Genomic DNA, 19,650 nt, shown 5'->3' with positions numbered 1-19,650 from the left:
GGCGTGGCTGGTGCCAGGAATACACCTGCTCGAATTCATGGTCTCTCAGGCATCGAATGCACCGGATTTTTCAGATCGCCTTCACAGCAGCGGCCGCAATCCTTGCGGCGACGCAACTTTCGTCCGCTAATCCGGATATCTGCACGCGCATGCAGCAGCGCCTTGAAGAACTCGATCGCAACGCGGACGTCGATGATTTTGAGCTCTCTTTGAGACGCGACCGCGTGGAAGCAGCACTCGATGCCAATAGCTGTCCCGTGCTTGACGAGCGTCCTCCCGAAGAGCCGCATAGCGAGACGGCACGTTCGCTCCCATACGAGGTTCTTGGTGCCGAGCCCGAGCCGATCGATCCGGAAACAAGCGTGGCACCAGTATATGGCGGCCGATACCAGACGCTCTGCGTGCGCACATGTGACGGCTATTATTTTCCACTTTCCTATGAAACGGGCGCGGAGAACTTCTCACGCGACCAGGCTCAATGCCAGTCGCAATGTCCGGGCGCAAAGCTGTTTTATCAGCCGACCGAGCATCCTGATCCCGAAAGAATGATTTCGCTGGGCGGCGAAGAATACAAGGATATGCCGAACGCCTTCAAATTCAGAAAGGTTGGAGCCAATGCAACGCCTCAATGCGGCTGCCAACGATCGGCCGTAAATTTCAGCACACTTGGAAATTCGGGCGCGGCGACAACGGCGACAGGAAAACCGGGCGAACCGGCCAAAGCAGCCGATCCTCTGAAGCTACAAGCTCCAGTGCCAGCAAAAGCCGAATCGGCAACAGCCGCAGTTCAGCCGGTGGAAAAGCAGTCATCCATCATTCAGCTGGGCGATCCTGCGACCCGCAAGGAGACAGCCCTGCCGCGACCGCTGAGCCAGGACAGGGCCATCGATCCAAACCGCAAGGTCAGGGTCGTCGGGCCAGCGTTCCTTCCCGACCAAGAAGGGGCAATAAATCTGCGAGCTCCGGGCCAGAAGACAAACCCGTGAGGGCGATGCGCAAGGGCATGAACAGCGGCTTGCCTTTGCGTCCGCTCTGGATTTTCACGGCATCAGTCCATAGTTTCCAGGTTTCGCGGCTCCAAGGTTCGCGTGGCAGCAGATCGAAAGCGGTACGGACGAAATCACGGTCCTCATCGGCAAGCTGTTCGTCCGTCGCAGGACCGTCCTTGATAATCTTCCACCAACCGGCCGCATCGGAAATCCGCGAAAGATTGCCCCGGACTGCAAGCCAGAATTCTTCCGCGCGTTCGCCCTCGATACCGAGCGCGGCAAGGCGATCTTTTGCTTGCGCGTAGGGCATTGCGTGAATCAGCGCGCGGTTGAGCGCATCCAGTTCAGCCGGATCGAATTTCGACGCGGATTTCGACGTTGCCGCAGGATCGAAAATATCGGCCAGGGTGGCCATGTCTGGTACGGCAGTCACATTTTCCGATGTTCCAATCAGCACGGCGAGGCTGGCCACGGCCATCGGCTCATAGCCGTCACGACGCAAACTGCCGATCGAGAGCGCGCCGGTACGCTTGGAAATCCCCTCGCCTGACGCCGTGGTCAGAAGATTGATGTGGCCAAGGTCGGGAACCTTTGCCCCCAAAGCCTCGATGATGGCAATCTGAACGCCACTATTGGTAATGTGGTCATTTCCGCGGATGATGTGGGAAATTTCCATATCGATATCGTCCACCACCGAGGTGAACGTATAGAGATATGTACCGTCTTCACGCACCAGAACCGGATCGGAGAGCGAGGCCAAGTCGACGGTTTCCCTATCGCGCACAAGGTCGTTCCAGTGAACTTCAGTCCTCTCTATCGCAAACGGATCGTCCTTGAAGTTCGGCAGAAGAAAGCGCCAGTGGGGTTGGCGTCCTTCCGCTTCGAGCTTTTCCCTGTCGGCAGCAGTTAGTTTCAGCGCATCCCGCCCGTAGATTGGAGGCAAGCGCCGCGCCAAGCGAAGCTTGCGCTTACGTTCGAGTTCCTCGGACGTCTCATAACAGGGGTAGAGCACGCCCGCTGCCTTGAGGCGTTCGGCTGCGGCATCGTAGACCGGAATGCGCTTCGACTGGTATTCTATGCGGGCAGGTTCGATGCCAAGCCAGTCCAGGTCCGCGATGGTCGCATCGGCATATTCCGTTTTGGATCGAACCGTATCCGTATCGTCGAACCGCAGGATGAACTGGCCGTTGTTTTTCAAGGCGAAAAGCCAATTGAACAGGGCAATGCGCGTGTTGCCGATATGTATGTAACCGGTCGGAGATGGTGCAAAACGGACAGTAATGGTCATGCTTGGGGCATATCGGATGGTGGCTGGAATGGCAATAGAGCGAGATGGGCCGCGCTTTACACGCGGCCCATCATTTCTAGTCATCGTTCAATACCAGCCCCTTTGTAAGTTCGAGCGTCTGCAACTCGAACAGCCCGCGATAGATACCGCCATCGAGCCTGATCAGGGCTTCGTGGTTGCCCTCCTCGGCAATCCGGCCATGATCGAAGACCAGGAGCCTGTCGAGCGAGCGCACAGTCGATAGGCGATGCGCGATCACCAGCGTCGTGCGTCCCAGCATCAGCCTTTCCATAGCCTGCTGGATCAGTACTTCCGATTCAGAATCCAGGCTGGAAGTTGCTTCGTCCAGAATGAGAACCGGAGCATCCGCAAGAAATGCCCGGGCGATGGCCACTCTCTGCCGCTCGCCGCCCGAGAGCTTGACGCCTCTCTCCCCTACCAGCGTGCTATACCCCTTTGGCAATGCCGAGATGAAGTCATGCGCGCTCGCCTGCCTGGCAGCTTCCTCGATTTCCAGTTGCGTCGCTCCGGGCCGGGCATAAGCGATATTTTCCGCCAGGGACCGGTGAAACAGGATGGGCTCCTGCTGCACGATGGCAATTTTCTGGCGCAGCGAAGCCTGTGTGACCTCGGCGATATCCTGATTGTCGATCAGGATTCGGCCCGACTTCACATCATGCAGACGCTGAATCAGCTTGACGAAAGTCGTCTTGCCTGACCCGGAATGCCCAACGAGGCCGACGCGCTCGCCTGCCCTGATCGTGACCGAGAACCGGTCGTAGAGCGGCAGACGATGTGCACCGTAGTGGAAGGTCACATTGTCGAACTCGATCTTGCCATTGCTGATCCGGATCGGCTTCGCACCCGGGCGGTCTTCAATGCCTAGGGGTTGACTCTGTATATCAACCAGTTCCTCCATATCGTTGATCGAGCGTTGCAAATTGCGAATGTGCATGCCGACTTCGCGCAAGTACCCTTGCAAGATAAAGAACGAAGTCAAGACGAAGGTTATATCACCGGCACTCGCCTTTCCCCTCGACCACAAGATCAGCGCGAAGCCGATGATGGCAGCCCGAAGCACGAGGAGCATCGACCCTTGCGTCGTCCCGTTCCATGTACCACGAACCCAGGTTCGGGCTGTCCTGTCGCGCCATTTCGTCAAGACCTTGGCCAGACGCGCGTCCTCGCGGCTCTCAGCACCAAAGCCCTTCACCACCATGTTGCAGCTGACAGCATCGGCCAGCGACCCGCCGAGCCTAGTGTCCCACCGATTGGCAAGACGTGCCATGGGCGCGACATAACCAAGGGACAGCGAAGCCGTAACCGCAATGAACAGGAACGACCCGATGCCGATGATCAGGCCCATCATTGGCCAATACCAAGCCATCAACGCCGTCGATCCCGCCAGCATGATCACCGACGGAAACAGTGCCAGCAGCAACGTGTCATTCAACAGATCGAGCGCCCACATGCCGCGCGTGACTTTTCGAACGGTCGAGCCGGCAAAGCTGTTGGCATGCCAATCGGTCGAAAAACGCTGGATGCGATAGAATGCACCCGAGGCGATTTGCGTCATCATGTTCAACGTCAACGAAACGATCTGCATGAATGTGATGTGGCGCAGGATAATCGCGCCGAGCGACAAGGCGAGGAGTGCCGAGAACGCCGCGATAGCAGCATCCCATGCGACAGCTTCCGCAGCGTGCCCATTTACCACAGCATCGACCAGCCGGCCCGAATAGAGCGGCGTCAGCACATCAGCCAGCGTCGAGAGCAACACGGCGAAAGCGATAACGGTAACGCGGACCGGCTGTTTCTGCCAGTGTATCCAGGTGAACCCAAGCACGTTGCGGAATGCGCCGCCGCGCAAGTCGAATCTCAAAAAAGTCATGACGATTGTCCGATGCATGCGCACCGGCCTCAACAGGAAATGCAAAAAACGGAAATGCCGTGGCAGGATATGGTGTCAGTACGGCATGAATGATTCTGGCGCCCTGCCAGAATGCAGGAGTAGCCACTATCGGCGATGGGTTGCCTTGACCGGTGAAGTCAATTGAAAGGCGAAGGGCCTTTCGTCATCACGTGTCAAGAACGAGCGCCGCCCCGCGGGGACATATACATGGGTGCCATTCAAGAACCTCCCGGTCGCTATTGCCGGAGGACGGCTTATAATTGAATCGCTTCCCGCCGCCAAGTGGGTTTTTCCACTTACGATTTTTGGAAGCCAGGTGCGGCGAGTATGCAACAGTCTACAGCGTCCGGTCCCGAAACCGGTTGGTGATCGGGTAGCGCCGATCACGCCCGAAGTTTTTCTTCGTGACCTTCACGCCCGGCGCTGACTGGCGCCGCTTGTATTCTGCAATATACAGAAGATGTTCAATGCGTTCGACCGTCGCGCGCTCATGACCGCGTTTTACGATTTCGTCGACCCCCATTTCATGTTCGACAAGGCATTCGAGGATGTCGTCAAGAACGGGATAGGGTGGCAGCGAATCCTGGTCTGTCTGGTTTTCCCGCAGTTCGGCCGAAGGTGCCTTGCTGATGATATTGACCGGGATGACTTCGCCGGATGGGCCGAGCCCGCCCGCCGGAACATTCTTGTTTCGCCATTCCGACATCGAATAGACCTGCATCTTGTAGAGGTCCTTGATGGGATTATAGCCGCCGTTCATGTCGCCATAAAGCGTGGCGTAGCCAACGGACATTTCCGATTTGTTGCCGGTCGTGACAACCATGGAGCCGAACTTGTTCGAGATTGCCATCAGGATTGTCCCGCGCGCCCGGCTCTGTAAATTCTCCTCCGTGATGCCCTCTTTGGTTCCTTCGAATATCGGCCCGAGCGCCTTGAGAAAACCCTCGACGGGCTCGAAAATCGGCACGACGTCATAACGGCAGCCGAGTAGCTTGGCGCAATCCTCCGCATCCTTGAGGGAATCGTTCGACGTGTATGTATAGGGCATCATGACGGCGCGAAGACGTTCCTCGCCCAGCGCATCCACCGCAAGCGCTGCGCAGATGGCAGAGTCGATGCCGCCGGAGAGGCCGAGCACGACGTCCTTGAACCCGTTCTTGTTGACGTAGTCACGCAGGCCCAACATGCAGGCGCGGTAGTTCGCCTCCTCGCCTTCAGGAATTCGCGACATCGGGCCCTCGTCGCAGGTCCATCCATCCGGGGTGCGCCGCCATGTGGTGACGATGAGTTGTTCCTCGAACTGCGACATCTGGAAGGCGAGGTTCTTGTCCGAATTGAAGGCGAAGGAAGCGCCGTCGAAAATCAGATCGTCCTGACCGCCGAGCTGATTGGCGAAAATCAATGGCAAACCGGTTTCGATGACCTGACGCAGAGCCACCTGATAACGCACGTCCATCTTGCCGCGATAGTAAGGCGAGCCGTTCGGCACGCAAAGTAGTTCTGCACCGCTTTCTGCCAGCGTTTCGCAGACACCGAGATCACCCCAAATATCCTCACAGATGGGAATGCCGATTCGAACGCCGCGAAAGTTCACCGGCCCTGGCATGGGACCAGCCTGAAACACACGCTTTTCGTCAAACTCGCCGTAGTTTGGCAGATCGACCTTGAATCGCTCGGCAATCACCTCGCCGCCATCGAGAACCATGACGGAGTTATGCAGGCCCGACTCGCGCTTCAGAGGTGTTCCCATGATGACGCCCGGTCCACCGTCCGCCGTATCCAGCGCAAACTCCCGCACTGCTTTTTCACAGGCCTCCATAAAAGCTTGCTTCAGCACCAGATCTTCGGGCGGATACCCGGAAATGAACAGCTCTGTGAAGAGAACCAAATCTGCACTTTGGCGCGCAGCGTCGGCGCGGGCTTCGCGGGCTTTGGCGAGATTGCCCTTGATGTCACCCAGCACCGGATTGAGCTGGGCGACGGCGATGCGGATAGTGTCGGGTATTTTGCTCATACTGAACATATATCATTTCATTTAGGTGACAACAATACAGGGGCGGGAACGCATCAGGAAAACAACACGTTCCAGAGCGTGTATAACCACACGCTAGCAACCAGGATGATCGAGATCAGGACTGCAAGGGAACCACAATCCTTGGCGATCTGAATTTCACGATGAAAGTCGCGGGATACTGCATCACAGGCAGCCTCGATACCTGTGTTGAGGACTTCGATCATGATCAGGAACAGCACAGACCCGGTCAAGAGCAGAAAGGAGAGACCCGTCGGAGCAATGAAGGCCGCGAGCGGTATGGCGAGGATGAAAAGGATCAGTTCCTGCTGAACGGCCTTCTCGTGCTGCGCCAAATGACGAAGCGCTCGCATGGAATTGATGAACGCCAGTACCAGTCGCTGCATGCCCGCCCCCGAATATTCCACAACGGCAGCTATAAGGAGAGATTGGTTGGCGTCAATCCCGCTAGTCCCCGGCAACGACAACGCCGCCGCCGCTCTTTGCATATTTCGGCAGGTCATCATGGATCTCGTAGTAATCACCTTTGTCGGCGACGAAAATGTGGCTTTCGCCGTGCAGAGCGGAAGGCTGGTCAAATGAGCCAGCCATGACGGAGATGTGATCGAGGTCCTTGTGTTTCCAGAAGAGCGCTGATCCGCAATTCTTGCAGAACCCGCGGCTGGCGAAATCGCTCGCCTGGTACCAGGTAATATGTTCCTCACCGAAAACGTCTATCGCATCAGCCTGGACATTGGTCGCAGCGTAGTAGTGACCCGTCTGCTTGCGGCATTGCGAGCAATGGCAGTAGACGACGCCACGCAAGTTCCCGCGTGTTTCGAAATGCACTTTGCCACACAGGCAGGAACCCCGATGCAACTCCATACCGGTCACCTCCATCGTTGCTGAGACCCAGACTATGCCATGTACGTAGCAGCACCTTGTGCATTCACGTCCTGCGCGAGCGACCTGACGACAGACTGAGTAGGAAAGCGCCGAACACGGCTGACAAGAGCGAACCGAGAAGAACGCCCAGCTTTGTCTCGTCCTGCAGCAATGGTGAATTGGCAAAGGCAAGCAGACCGATAAAAAGGCTCATCGTGAAACCAATGCCGCATAGCGTCGCGACCCCATACATCTGCAGCCAGCTTGCGCCGCTGGGACGCTCGGCCAGGCGCAGCTTGATCGCGAGCCATGCAAAAGAAAATACCCCGACCTGCTTGCCCACGAACAGGCCAGCGGCGACCCCGAGAGGTACCGGATCAGCGAGGTTGGCCAGCGACACGCCGCCAAAGGACACGCCGGCATTGGCAAAGCCGAAGATCGGCACGATGAGGAAGCCTACCCAAGGCTGGATGGCGTGCTCGAGTTGAAGCAGCGGCGAATCAGCCTCACCCTTCAAACCCTGCATTGGAATAGCCAGGGCTAGGAGAACGCCGGCAATCGTCGCGTGAATACCGGATTTGAAAACGAGTATCCACAAGATGACCCCGAGAACGAGATAGGCCCAGAGCCGAACTATGCCCATCATGTTCATGATCATGAGTATGGTGAAAACAGCGGCGACGCCGGCAAGGGCCGGGATGTTCAATCCCTCCGTATAGAACAGGGCGATTATGATGACAGCCCCTAGATCATCGATGATGGCAAGGGCCGTGAGAAAGACCTTCAACGACAAGGGAACGCGCGAGCCAAGCAGCGACAGAACTCCGAGTGAAAAGGCGATATCAGTCGCAGAAGGAATAGCCCAGCCGCGACTCGTCTCGCCATCATTGAAAGCGAGGAAAATCAGCGCCGGAACAATCATGCCGCCCACGGCGGCAAACCCCGGCAATGCCCGCCGTGACCAGTTCGACAACTGACCACTAATCATCTCGCGTTTGATTTCGAGGCCAACCAGCAGGAAGAAGACGGCCATCAAGGCATCGTTTACCCAGTGCAGAATGCTCAACCCGCCAATATAGGTTTTCAGTATGCCGAAATACTCTTCCCGTAATGGCGAGTTCGCCAGAATCAGCGCGAGGGCGGCAACTGCCATGAGAATGATGCCGCCTGCGGCCTCACTTTCGATGAAGGAACGGAAGGACGCTGTGAGACGAACGCGACGTGCGGGTTTGGGATCCATACCCCTTGATAGAATCCGCCAGCAAAAAACTCCAGCCCAAAGGGCTACCATTCCCACAACCAAAGTTCCGGTCCCCCACCTTTTCTGACGAGGGGCTCAAGCTCTCAGCTATTGCGCGATACTGATCTGCTTCATGAATGCAAGATTGTCCCAGAAGAGATATTCCTCCTCCATCACACCCACTGGTGTCCAATGGCCGAGTGTCGCCACAGTCAGCTTGAACGATTTGCCGGTGGGCGCGGCGTTGATGAATAGAGCGTTATATCCGCTCCTGGCCATCATCTTCAGGCCTCAACCATATTATAAAAACGAAGGGCGATCTTGAAGACCGCCCTCGCCAAACGTTTCTAGGCAGCCTGTCGCTCAGGCGTTGACGGCCAGTTTCTGCGGGTGGCTGTCGCGTTCCTTCTTGAGGAGCTCGGCAACGAGAAACGCCAGTTCGAGCGCCTGATCGGCGTTGAGACGAGGATCGCAATGCGTGTGGTAGCGATCCTGCAGGTCTTCTGCCGATATCGCCCGCGCACCGCCCGTGCATTCGGTGACGTTGTTGCCGGTCATCTCGATGTGAATGCCGCCAGGATAAGTTCCTTCCGCGTGGTGTACGCCGAAGAAGACCTCGACCTCTTTCAAGATGCGGTCGAACGGCCGTGTCTTATAGCCATTTGCTGTGATCGTATTGCCATGCATGGGGTCACATGACCAGACGACCTGGCGACCTTCCTTTTGCACCGCACGGATAAGCTTGGGCAAGTGATCGGCGACCTTGTCATGACCGAAGCGGGCAATCAATGTCAGGCGGCCTGGCTCGTTAGCTGGATTGAGCAGATCGATCAAGCGCAGCAGATCATCCGTTTCCAGCGACGGCCCGCACTTGAGGCCGAGCGGGTTCTTAATGCCGCGACAGTATTCGACATGCGCATGGTCGGCCTGGCGCGTACGATCGCCCACCCAGATCATGTGGCCCGATGTCGCATACCAGTCGCCTGACGTTGAATCGACGCGAGTCAGCGCCTCCTCGTAGCCGAGCAGCAATGCTTCGTGGCTGGTGTAGAAATCCGTCTCGCGCAACTGCGCGTTCGTTTCTGCGGTGATGCCGACGGCCCGCATGAAGTCTACGGTCTCGGAAATACGGCGCGCCAATTGGCCATAGCGCTCGCCCTGGGGACTGTCGGCGACAAACCCCATCATCCACTGGTTTACGTTCTCCAGATTGGCATAGCCGCCTTGAGCAAATGCCCGCAGAAGATTGAGCGTCGCGGCAGACTGGCGGTACGCCATCTCCTGCCGGGCAGGATCCGGAATCCGCGACTGCTCCGTGAACTCGGTACCATTGATGATATCGCCCCGATAAATCGGGAGTTCAATGCCATTCTTGGTTTCAGTATCCGAGGAGCGAGGCTTGGCGAACTGACCAGCGATACGGCCGACCTTGACGATGGGCTGAGAAGCGCCAAAGGTCAGCACAACGGCCATTTGCAGGAACACGCGGAAGAAATCGCGGATATTGTCCGCGCCATGCTCGGCAAAGCTCTCGGCGCAGTCTCCACCCTGCAGAAGAAAACTTTCTCCCCTGGAGACGGCGGCAAGCTGCTTCTTGAGCTTGCGAGCCTCACCTGCAAAAACCAACGGCGGATAAGTACGAAGACGGGCCTCGACATCGCTCACAGCCTGAGCGTCCGGGTAATAAGGCACCTGCTTGATAGGTTTGCCTCTCCAGGAAGTCGGTGTCCAGTTCTTCGTCATTATTGCACCTGTTACTTGCTTTCCATATTGGTAGCGTTCGTTTGAGACTTATCCGGACTTGCCGGAAGGCGCTCATATAGTCCAATTATATGGGATACACCAGTCCCGTTGGCCCGCAGACAAAACCGCACGGCTGCGGAAAGTCCGTTTCTTTTGGATGGCCGTTGTCCTGTCACGCAATATGACTTACGTTGACGTTAAGGTAAATGGAGCGAGCCATGCGTCAGATTAGTTTCGAAGCCTCGGACGGCTATCCGCTAAGCGGCTCAATTTTTGAAGGCACCGGTGCCGGGCCGGCAGTTCTGATCTCGCCAGCTGCGGCTGTTCCCGCGAAATTTTACCGTCATTTCGCTGATCGACTGATCCGGTTCGGTGCATCGACCGTTCTCACCTACGATTACAGGGGCGTCGCAGCATCTGTTGCGCCAAAAGGTTGGAAGGCACGTCTCAACATGAAGGACTGGGGTGCGCTGGATTTTCCTGCAGCACTGGATAATTTAAAGCGTATTTCCGGGCCGCATCCTCTCGTGGGCATAGGCCATTCCTTTGGCGGCGTGGCGCTCGGGCTAAGCAACCGCTCGTCGGACTTTCAGCGCTATACTGCACTCGCCTCGCTTTCGGGCTATTATCGGAATACGGCAGAGCCATTCGCTGTCTTCGCCAGAATGAATCTGCTCGGCGTCCCGCTCACCATCCCGTTCGGCAAATTTCCGAAATGGGGCGGATTGGGCGAAGCCCTCCCCGGCAGCGTGTTCCGCGATTGGGCGCGCTGGTGCCGCAATCCGAATTTCCTGTTTGCGGATCCGAAGGTACCGGAGGCCAGACATTTTCAATCGGTGCGCATCCCCATCCTTTCCGTAGGCATTACGGATGACGTGTGGGGTACGCCAAAAGCGGTTGATGCTTTGCTTGTCCACTACAACAACGCCGCAATTCGGGAACTGTGGCTTTCGCCGCATGAAAGCGCTCCAGGTCCCGTTGGCCATCTCGGCTTTTTCCGCAAGCAGCACGAAGAAAGCTTTGGCCGGCAGTCATCGACTGGATACTGCATGGACAAGTACCCATGGGCGCCACCTCGAGGCACGAAACGCAAGTAGCCTAGCCGACTTCGCCGCCTCTTGAAACGTCGGTGAAATTCGCGCCCATTTCCGCGAGCAACCGGTCGAACATATCTATTTCTTCGTCGCTCAGATTAACGGCACGCGGATAGGCTGGTGACGGGCGGTCCGGGAAGATCGGCGTGCTGAAACATCCTGTCTTGAAGACGAAACGACGAAGCCCTTCTTCGCCATGCTCGACCAGAAATCCCTGCATGACCGCGTCGAGATAGGATTGCAGGATGATCTGCGATACAGGCTCGGCGGGCTCAAACTGGTGCGCTTCATAAACGTAAATCGGCACATCTTCTGGCAAAGGTGCTGCGGTTTCGATGTCCGCAGCCTCGATGCTACGCCTGTCGTAATTCTCCTCACGCAAATCCACAGATGCGAGATTTTCCAAATGGTCGAAAACCAGCAGGCCGTCCACGCTAGAGCCCTCATCCCGGCAGACCGATAAAAGCGCAGCCGGAAGCGCAGCCTCGCTGCGACTTGGGCGCCACAGGCGCCGCCAGCCATGCAACCTTGCGGGAACGGCTTCCACGATGTTCGTCCGCAATGTTTGCCGGTTCACCAGCGAGCCATAACCAAAATAAGCGACCAGTCTGCCGTTTTTAGCGAGGGCTTTTATGTCATCCATCGACACGTTCGCCATTCACCAATCTGTAGCTTGGCTTATACATAGTCACCAGTTCCTCCGACGCGGTGGGGTGCACCGCCATCGTGCGATCAAAATCGTCTTTCGTGCACCCGGCTTTGATCGGAATCGCCAAGAGCTGAGCCATTTCACCAGCATCGGGGCCGAGTATATGAGCCCCGATGACTTTCCGGCTGTCGCCGTCGACGATCAGCTTCGTCAACATCTTGTCCTTGGCGCCTGACAGCGTGTTGCGCATGGGCCGGAAAAGAGCCCGATAGACCTCGACCTGCCTGAACTCCTTGCCGGCTTCTTCTTCGGTCAGTCCCACTGTACCGATTTCCGGTTGCGAGAACACTGCCGTCGCAATCTGCCGATGATCGGGTTTAGTGGGATTATCCTTGAATGCCGTCTCGAGAAAGCACATTGCCTCATGGATGGCTACGGGCGTCAACTGAACGCGGTTGGTTACGTCGCCAACTGCCCAGATATTGGTCCGGCTCGTGCGCGAATATTCGTCAACCTTTATTGCGCCAAGTTCGTCGACCTCGACTCCCGCCTGCTCAAGTCCAAGGGACTTCGTGTTCGGTGCACGGCCAATAGCCAGCATGACCTGATCGGCGACAAGCTCATCACCGGAATAAAGACGCGCGGCGAGCCGGCCATCACTCTGCCGCCGTACCTCCTCGATCACATCGACGCAGCGCACGCGAATTCCCTTGGCGACCATGGCGGCATGCAGCAATTGCCGCAAATCGTGGTCGAAGCGCGACAATATCTCCTTTCCGCGGTAGATCAGCGTCGTCTCAACACCGAGGCCATGAAAGATATTGGCGAACTCAACTGCGATATAGCCGCCTCCCTCGATGATGATCGCCTTCGGCAAATGTTCAAGGTGAAAGGTTTCATTGGAGCTGATGCACAACTGGTGTCCGGGCAGAGCCGGATGCGGATTCGGATGGCCGCCCGTAGCGACGAGGATCTGGTCAGCCGTGATCCGTTTTCCGGTGTCGAGGATTTCGATTGTGTGATCGTCGACAAGCACCGCGCGGCTGTCGAAAATATCAACGTCTGAATTGTCGAGCCCCTGCCGGTACAGCCCCTCAAGCCGCGCAATCTCCCGGTCCTTGTTGGCGACCAGAGTCGGCCAGTCGAATTTGCTTTCTCCAACGCTCCAACCGTAACCTTCAGCAGCGGCGAAGTGTTCGGGAAATTGTGAAGCGTAGACAAACAGTTTCTTTGGAACGCAGCCACGGATTACGCATGTTCCGCCCATACGATACTCTTCGGCGAGACCAACCTTTTTGCCCATCGCACCAGCGAGCCTGCCTGCCCGAACGCCGCCTGAACCTCCCCCGATAACGAATAGATCGTAGTCATAACTTGGCATGGTGCAATCACTCCGTGTTCGGTGGGCGCTTCATAAATGGGTTGTATCGTGGCGGCTTAAAAGAACAAAGCCCGGCATTGCGGCCGGGCTTTTCCGTATGTCGAACCGGGTTGAAGCTCAGGGCTTCTTTTGTTGCGCTGGTGCCGGTGCGGCCGGTGCCTGAGCAGGGGCAGTCGCGGCTGCAGCCGCAACAACCTTTTCGGCGACTGCCTGGGCAAGATCCCGTGCAATACCGCGTTGCCAGATGCCTGCTGCCTTCATGACTTCACGCGTAACGATCGGCCCTTCGGACAACAGTTTTTTACCAGCTTCTGAGTTGTAGAACCCGGTGATTGCGTTCAGTTCCTCTTCGTTGAAGGACACGGCGTAGGCGCGGGCGGCTTCATTCTCGAGATCGGCCCGGCGCGCTGCAAGTGCCAAGGCCTGTTCGTCGACGGCTGCGCTGATAATCGACTCAAGATTAGGGTCCTTCTGGACCAGTTCAACCTTCAGCTGCTGTGCAACATTCGGCAGGATCGTATCGAACTGGTCTGTAGCCTTGATCGCAGAAATAGCAGCCCGCGCCGCAGCAAGATGCGACGGAGTGACATTGCTATTGGCGTTTGCATCCTGCGCCTGAGCGGCGCCGAGACCGCCAATCATGATTACGACAGCCAAAGGTGCAATCAAGCGGCGAAAGCCAGTTGCTCGGTTCATGAATTTATCGCTCCGTTTTCAACGTTGTCGCGAGAACCCAAAAATCATCATCGATTTTCAGAATGTTCTGCGCAGATTCAAATACGCGCTTACACCTTGCCAAGCGCGGAGGTCAGCGTTCTGATCCCGTCAGCCCCGGCCAAAATGGCCACGCGCGCCAGTCCCAGAAAAAGTCCATGCTCCACTACACCGGGTATGGCGTGCAGAGCGTTCGACAAAGCTCTTGTATCCGGAATGCGGCCAAAAGATGCATCCAGGATCAAATGCCCGCCGTCTGTAACAAATGGTTCCTTGCTCGTCATCCTCAATGTAACCGGACCTGCAAGTTCAAGGTCGCCAGCGGCACGTTCGATGGCAAATCTGGTCGCTGCAAGCCCAAATCGATTGACTTCGATGGGCAGGGCGAACGCACCCAGTGCCCCCACCAGTTTCGATTCGTCTGCGATCACGATCATCCGGCTTGATGCCGCGGCAACAATTTTTTCCCGCAGCAGTGCACCACCCCCACCCTTGATCAAGGAGAGATCCGGGTCGATTTCGTCGGCACCGTCGATCGTCAGATCAAGCTGGGGCGTTTCCTCCAAGGTGGTAAGCTGGACGCCAAGTTCGCGGCAAAGACCCGCGGTACGTTCTGAGGTCGGCACGCCGATGATCTTCATTCCAGAGGCAACTTTGACGGCTAGAAGCCGCACGAATTCCTCGGCGGTCGAGCCGGTCCCGATACCGAGCCGCATGCCGTCCCTCACATAGGTGAGCGCCTCGGCTGCAGCTTTGATCTTCAGCGATTTGGCATCCATGGACGGTGCGCCTTCTTGTAGCTTTGACTTGTCATCGCTTTGACTTGACACTGGCTCCCTAACACGTCAGGCGACCGGGTCAAGGCTCGTCGCTTGATTTTGCGCCCACCTTATACTTCAGTGTGGGAAGGTCACCTCTTGAAAACCGGCAAGTCCTCGGTTTCGCAATCGGCTATGGATGCCACAGGAACATATATGTCCAAACCTATTGTCGTATTTGATCTTGACGGAACTCTGGTGGATACCGCGCCAGACCTTCTCGACAGTCTCAATCATTGCCTCGACGAAGCAGGCCTGCAGAAAGTCGATCCGGTCACTTTGCGCCGCTATGTCGGACACGGCGGACGCGTGATGATCGAGCGAGCGTTCGAAGCACAGCAAAAACTGCTGAGCCCGGAACAACTCGACTGGCTCGTGGACATTTTCGTCGAGCACTATGGTGCAAACATGCCAGGGCACTCCGCACTTTACGAAGGAGCCGAACAGGCAATGCAGGAATTGTCGAGCGCCGGATACCTGCTTGCGGTATGCACGAACAAGTTTGAGGGCTTGTCCGTCAAACTCCTGGCGGGCCTGGGACAATCTGCGCGGTTCGGTGCCATTTGCGGTGGCGATACATTTGAGTTCCGCAAGCCCGATCCGCGCCATCTGATCGAGACTATCCGCAAAGCCGGTGGTGACCCCGATCGTTGTGTGATGGTCGGCGACAGTCAAACCGATATCAACACAGCGAAGGCTGCTGGTATCCCGGTGATTGCTGTAGATTTCGGCTATTCGGACCTGCCGGTCGCAAGCTATGAACCAAGCCGGGTCATCTCACACTTTCGTGAGTTGAAGGTCGAGCTTGCTGACGATTTGATAGGTGCAGTCAGCGCCTGAACCGCCTGAATTGGAACGACTTTTTTGTCTGCGCGTTAACCAGCTGCAGGTGTTAGGTGGCGTTTGCCTATCATCCGAGATGTTTTTGCTTTTACAATAAGAACGGGACCAGACAGTCCCGGGATTCCAGGAGGAAAAATTGAGGAAGCTTACTTCGATACTGGCTGGCTTTGCGATGGCGGTCGGGATGGTTTCTGTCGGACCGATGCCTGCCTACTCGGCGCCGCTGACGCCTTTGAGCATAGAGACGGGCAGCACCAATGTGGATCAGGTGCAATACCGCCGTTATCGTGAAGATCGCTGGCGGGGTGATCGTTGGCGCCGAGACCGCTGGCGCGGAGATCGCTACCGGGGTGGTCGCTATTGGTACAGAGGTCACCGGGGCTACGACTATCGCCGCCCGGGTTATCGCTACTATAATGGCGCATGGTTCCCGCTGGCTGCTTTCGGTACAGGCCTGGTGATCGGAAATGCCATTGCGCCCCGCCCAGTCTACAGGGCTGGCAGCGCTCACACACGGTGGTGCTATAATCGCTATCGGTCCTACAGGGCTTATGACAACACATATCAGCCCAACAATGGTCCGCGCCGCCAGTGCGTATCGCCCTACTAAGGCATTCTGAGTAATGTTCCCAGAGCCCGGCCCCTTTGGTGACCGGGCTCTTTTCATCTTCAACAGCGCTCACACATTAGACGAAGATCGAATTGCGCTTGCCCTGAATTTGCCATAGCTGCCTAATTTTTGAGCCGTGCTTCCGCAGTCATCCCTCAACAATGGAATGTGCTTGCTTTTTTTGCTGAACCCGCTTGAATGACGCTCATATGAAGGGGATTTTGAGTGAAGCCATTTGATGAGATGATCAAAACCAGCGGTGACGTGCGGCCGCCATATGAACAACTGAAATGCTGGCTCGACACCCAGAATCCTGAGCGGTTGGCTCAGAAGTCACTCGACGCAGAAAACGTTTTTCGCAAGACCGGGATCACCTTTGCAGTCTATGGCGACGAAGAAGCCGCCGAACGTCTCATACCTTTCGATATCATTCCCCGCATCATTACTGGCAACGAATGGCGCCGCCTCTCCCAAGGTATCGAGCAGCGCGTCATGGCTCTCAATGCGTTCCTGGATGACATCTATCACCGGCAGGAAATCATCCGTGCAGGAAGAATCCCACGAGAACTTTTTACGCACAATGATGCTTACCTTCCGGAGATGGTAGGGTTCAGACCACCGGGAAATGTTTACACCCATATCATTGGCGTGGACATTGTCAGGACAGAAGAAAACCAGTTCTACGTTCTGGAAGACAATGCGCGCACACCTTCGGGCGTTTCCTACATGCTGGAAAACCGCGAAACGATGATGCAGCTTTTTCCGGAACTGTTTCAGCAAATCAAGGTACGCCCTGTCGAAACATATCCCAAGCTGCTACGACAATCGCTGGCAGCGGTTGCACCGCCCGGCTGCGAGGGAACGCCTACCATCGCCGTGTTGACGCCGGGTATCTTCAACTCGGCCTACTTCGAACATGCCTTTCTCGCGGACCAGATGGGTGTTGAACTCGTCGAAGGAAGCGACCTGAAGATCGAGAACGGCAGGGTCGTGATGCGGACTACGGAGGGTAACCGCGCCATTGACGTTCTTTACAGGCGTGTCGACGATTCCTACCTCGATCCCCTTACCTTTCGGCGCGATTCAGCGCTCGGTGTTGCCGGCATCATGGATGTTTACCGTTCGGGCAATATCACGATCGCAAATGCGCCGGGTACGGGGATTGCCGACGACAAGGCCCTGTACTCCTACATGCCCGAGATCGTGGAATTCTACACGGGTCGCAAAGCAATTCTGGAGAATGTCCCGACTCATCGGTGTTCCGAGCCGGATACACTCAAATATGTCCTCGAGAATCTCTCCGATCTTGTGGTCAAGGAGGTTCACGGTTCAGGCGGATACGGGATGCTCGTCGGCCCCGCGGCGTCCAAAAAGGAATGCGAGGCATTTGCCCTGAAACTCAAGGCTAACCCGAAGAATTACATCGCACAGCCAACGCTGGCATTGTCGACGACACCGATTATGACGCAGAAGGGCCTTGCGCCACGTCACGTGGATCTGCGCCCTTTCGTGCTGGTCTCCGACCGCATCCGCATCACCCCCGGAGGGCTTACACGTGTGGCCCTGAAGGAAGGCTCGCTTGTCGTGAACTCAAGCCAGGGAGGCGGTACGAAGGATACCTGGGTGCTGGACGACTAGACGATCCATGCAGAAATAAGAACCGCTAAAGACGGTTCCTGAATCACAGAGGGAAACTACCAGAAAATGCTTCTTGGCCGCACCGCGAATGGTCTCTACTGGATGTTCCGCTACATAGAGCGGGCAGAGAATATGGCGCGCCTCATCGATGCCGGACTGCGAATGGCGCTGACGAAAACGTCAGATGCACCAGAAGAGTGGTCATCCGTTTTAATGAGCGCGGGAGTAAAGATCGGCTACGACAGCAAGTACAAGGAATATAACGCAAGTCTCGTTTCAGATTTTCTGTTGCGTGATCTGAACAATCCTTCAAGCGTGATGTCATGCGTCGAAACTGCGCGCTCCAATGCACGAATGGTACGAACGGCTCTGACACGCGAGGCTTGGGAGGCTGTCAACGAAACGTGGATGGTCCTTAAGTCCACGTTGGCCTCGGCCGTTCCCGAAACGGACTTGCCGCGTGTACTGGACCAGATCAAGCGGGAAACCGCCATCATTCGCGGCGCCTTTCATGGAACCATGCTCCGCAATGAAATTTTCAACTTTGCACGTATCGGCACGTTCATCGAACGCGCTGACAACACCGCACGCATTCTCGATGTCAAATATTACGTGTTGCTACCCTCGATTTCCTACGTCGGAACCACACTGGATAACTTTCAGTGGGAGTCAATCTTGCGATCCGTTTCGGCTCACCGCTCCTATCGATGGGTCTATGATGTCGAATACAATCCAGTGAACATAGCGGATTACCTGATCCTGAACTCACGCATGCCGCGATCGCTAAACTTCTGTTATTCCAACATTGTGGATAACCTGAAATACCTTGCTCTGGACTACGGCAAGAGACACGAGTGCCATGAAATGTCAGAAAGTATCATGACGCGGCTCGAAAACAATGAGATCCGTACTATCTTTGACAACGGACTACACGAATTCCTGAGCGATCTCATTCATCAGACAAACAGCTTGAGCAGCAAGATTGCTCAAGCCTACAATTTCGATTGAAGAACATGCTTCTGAATATCCAGCACAACTCACACTATCGCTATGACGCTCCGGTACACTATTCGGTGTTGCGCCTGCGCATGCATCCGCAGAGCAGCCCGGGACAGAAGGTCAGTGATTGGTCCGTTACTGTCGAGGGTGCGACGCAAGAAGCCAATTACCGCGATGGCTATGGAAATCGCACCATGCTCATAAGACTTGAGCGCGACGTAGAAGAACTCGTCATCCGCGCTGGAGGACATGTGGAGACGGAAGACCGGACCGGAGTTCTTGGCAAGGTTTATAATTTCATGCCTACCTGGCTTTACGAGCGTGAGACAGAGCTGACCAAGCCCGGAGAAGCTATCCGTGGTCTGGCTGCGGGACTGCCGGACAAGTCCGATAAACTCGCGCTCATGCACGAACTCATGGGAGCACTGCATCAAAGGGTGGCCTATACGCCGGGGACCACTACAATCAATACGACGGCCGAGGAGGCACTCCTCAATGGCAACGGCGTGTGCCAGGACCATACTCATATTTTCATTTCCGTCGCCCGCCTGCTCAATATTCCCGCCCGCTACGTTTCCGGCTATCTCATGCTCAACAACACGGTCGAACAGACGGCTAGCCATGCCTGGGCTGAGGCCCACATTGACGGGCTCGGATGGGTTGGTTTCGATGCTGCCAATGATATTTGTCCAAACGAAACCTACGTGCGCTTGGCTTGTGGCCTCGACTACCGCGAGGCGGCACCAATTTCCGGTGTACGCTTTGGGCCAGGCATTGAATCACTTGCCGTAGAGGTCAATGTAGAGCAGTAATCGCTCTGCTATCGGGAATTCGGG

19 protein-coding genes are annotated in these 19,650 nt (G+C 56.3%); 7 read left to right on the top strand and 12 right to left on the bottom strand.

The annotated features are described in order from the left end of the window. Positions 1-56 precede the first annotated feature (56 nt). Positions 57-986, top strand: a complete 930-nt coding sequence (locus CU100_RS08355; RefSeq protein WP_106716147.1) for a DUF2865 domain-containing protein — start codon at positions 57-59, stop codon at positions 984-986. On the opposite strand, the gene gltX is transcribed toward CU100_RS08355, so the two are convergent. The 8 genes from gltX to CU100_RS08320 form a co-directional block, all read right to left on the bottom strand. Further along, complete coding sequence (gene gltX / locus CU100_RS08350; RefSeq protein ID WP_106716146.1) at positions 904-2,277, bottom strand: glutamate--tRNA ligase; 1,374 nt, start codon at positions 2,275-2,277, stop codon at positions 904-906. The genes CU100_RS08355 and gltX overlap by 83 nt on opposite strands. 76 nt (positions 2,278-2,353) lie before the next feature. Next, complete coding sequence (locus tag CU100_RS08345) at positions 2,354-4,168, bottom strand: ABC transporter ATP-binding protein (RefSeq protein WP_106717170.1); 1,815 nt, start codon at positions 4,166-4,168, stop codon at positions 2,354-2,356. 358 nt (positions 4,169-4,526) lie between these two features. Continuing rightward, positions 4,527-6,212, bottom strand: coding sequence for an NAD+ synthase (locus tag CU100_RS08340; protein ID WP_407070315.1), 1,686 nt, complete (start codon positions 6,210-6,212; stop codon positions 4,527-4,529). Between the two features lie 44 nt (positions 6,213-6,256). After that, positions 6,257-6,607: a diacylglycerol kinase gene (locus tag CU100_RS08335; protein ID WP_106716145.1), complete on the bottom strand. Its 351-nt coding sequence runs from the start codon at positions 6,605-6,607 to the stop codon at positions 6,257-6,259. 61 nt (positions 6,608-6,668) lie between these two features. Next, positions 6,669-7,085 carry a GFA family protein gene (locus tag CU100_RS08330; RefSeq protein ID WP_170113778.1) on the bottom strand — a complete coding sequence of 139 codons (417 nt, stop codon included), beginning with the start codon at positions 7,083-7,085 and terminating at the stop codon, positions 6,669-6,671. 64 nt (positions 7,086-7,149) lie between these two features. Continuing rightward, positions 7,150-8,325: a Na+/H+ antiporter NhaA gene (gene nhaA, locus CU100_RS08325; RefSeq protein ID WP_106716143.1), complete on the bottom strand. Its 1,176-nt coding sequence runs from the start codon at positions 8,323-8,325 to the stop codon at positions 7,150-7,152. A 108-nt stretch (positions 8,326-8,433) separates the two neighbouring features. Beyond that, positions 8,434-8,607, bottom strand: coding sequence for a hypothetical protein (locus CU100_RS26790; protein WP_170113777.1), 174 nt, complete (start codon positions 8,605-8,607; stop codon positions 8,434-8,436). 81 nt (positions 8,608-8,688) lie between these two features. Further along, positions 8,689-10,068 carry a class II 3-deoxy-7-phosphoheptulonate synthase gene (locus tag CU100_RS08320; protein WP_106716142.1) on the bottom strand — a complete coding sequence of 460 codons (1,380 nt, stop codon included), beginning with the start codon at positions 10,066-10,068 and terminating at the stop codon, positions 8,689-8,691. 218 nt (positions 10,069-10,286) lie between these two features. Here CU100_RS08320 and CU100_RS08315 point away from each other — a divergent pair, with 218 nt between their 5' ends. Beyond that, positions 10,287-11,165, top strand: coding sequence for an alpha/beta hydrolase family protein (locus tag CU100_RS08315; protein WP_245418970.1), 879 nt, complete (start codon positions 10,287-10,289; stop codon positions 11,163-11,165). 1 nt (position 11,166) lies between these two features. Here CU100_RS08315 and CU100_RS08310 read toward each other — a convergent pair whose 3' ends face one another. The 4 genes from CU100_RS08310 to rpiA all read right to left on the bottom strand — a co-directional run bounded on the left by CU100_RS08310 (position 11,167) and on the right by rpiA (position 14,685). Further along, entirely contained in the window at positions 11,167-11,805 is a 639-nt protein-coding gene (locus CU100_RS08310) for a gamma-glutamylcyclotransferase family protein (RefSeq protein ID WP_170113776.1), read from the bottom strand. Further along, complete coding sequence (gor, locus tag CU100_RS08305; RefSeq protein WP_106716140.1) at positions 11,798-13,192, bottom strand: glutathione-disulfide reductase; 1,395 nt, start codon at positions 13,190-13,192, stop codon at positions 11,798-11,800. Before gor ends, CU100_RS08310 begins: the two co-directional genes overlap by 8 nt. A gap of 117 nt (positions 13,193-13,309) precedes the next feature. Further along, the gene (locus CU100_RS08300) at positions 13,310-13,888 is read right to left on the bottom strand and encodes a DUF2059 domain-containing protein (RefSeq protein WP_106716139.1); all 579 of its coding nucleotides are present in this window, start codon (positions 13,886-13,888) and stop codon (positions 13,310-13,312) included. Between the two features lie 89 nt (positions 13,889-13,977). Further along, positions 13,978-14,685: a ribose-5-phosphate isomerase RpiA gene (gene rpiA / locus CU100_RS08295; RefSeq protein ID WP_106716138.1), complete on the bottom strand. Its 708-nt coding sequence runs from the start codon at positions 14,683-14,685 to the stop codon at positions 13,978-13,980. A gap of 195 nt (positions 14,686-14,880) precedes the next feature. Here rpiA and CU100_RS08290 point away from each other — a divergent pair, with 195 nt between their 5' ends. The 5 genes from CU100_RS08290 to CU100_RS08270 all read left to right on the top strand — a co-directional run bounded on the left by CU100_RS08290 (position 14,881) and on the right by CU100_RS08270 (position 19,626). After that, entirely contained in the window at positions 14,881-15,564 is a 684-nt protein-coding gene (locus CU100_RS08290; protein WP_106717168.1) for an HAD family hydrolase, read from the top strand. 175 nt (positions 15,565-15,739) lie between these two features. Continuing rightward, entirely contained in the window at positions 15,740-16,177 is a 438-nt protein-coding gene (locus CU100_RS08285; protein ID WP_106717167.1) for a BA14K family protein, read from the top strand. Between the two features lie 225 nt (positions 16,178-16,402). Then, positions 16,403-17,815, top strand: a complete 1,413-nt coding sequence (locus tag CU100_RS08280; RefSeq protein WP_106716137.1) for a circularly permuted type 2 ATP-grasp protein — start codon at positions 16,403-16,405, stop codon at positions 17,813-17,815. Positions 17,816-17,881: 66 nt separating this feature from the next. Then, entirely contained in the window at positions 17,882-18,823 is a 942-nt protein-coding gene (locus tag CU100_RS08275; protein ID WP_106716136.1) for an alpha-E domain-containing protein, read from the top strand. Positions 18,824-18,828: 5 nt separating this feature from the next. Beyond that, on the top strand, positions 18,829-19,626 hold the full coding sequence (locus CU100_RS08270) for a transglutaminase family protein (RefSeq protein ID WP_106716135.1): 798 nt from the start codon (positions 18,829-18,831) through the stop codon (positions 19,624-19,626). The last annotated feature ends 24 nt before the right edge of the window (positions 19,627-19,650 follow it).

It is taken from the genome of Phyllobacterium endophyticum (assembly GCF_003010935.1).
Taxonomy (GTDB): domain Bacteria; phylum Pseudomonadota; class Alphaproteobacteria; order Rhizobiales; family Rhizobiaceae; genus Phyllobacterium; species Phyllobacterium endophyticum.
This window is presented reverse-complemented; position numbering and strand designations above follow the sequence as displayed.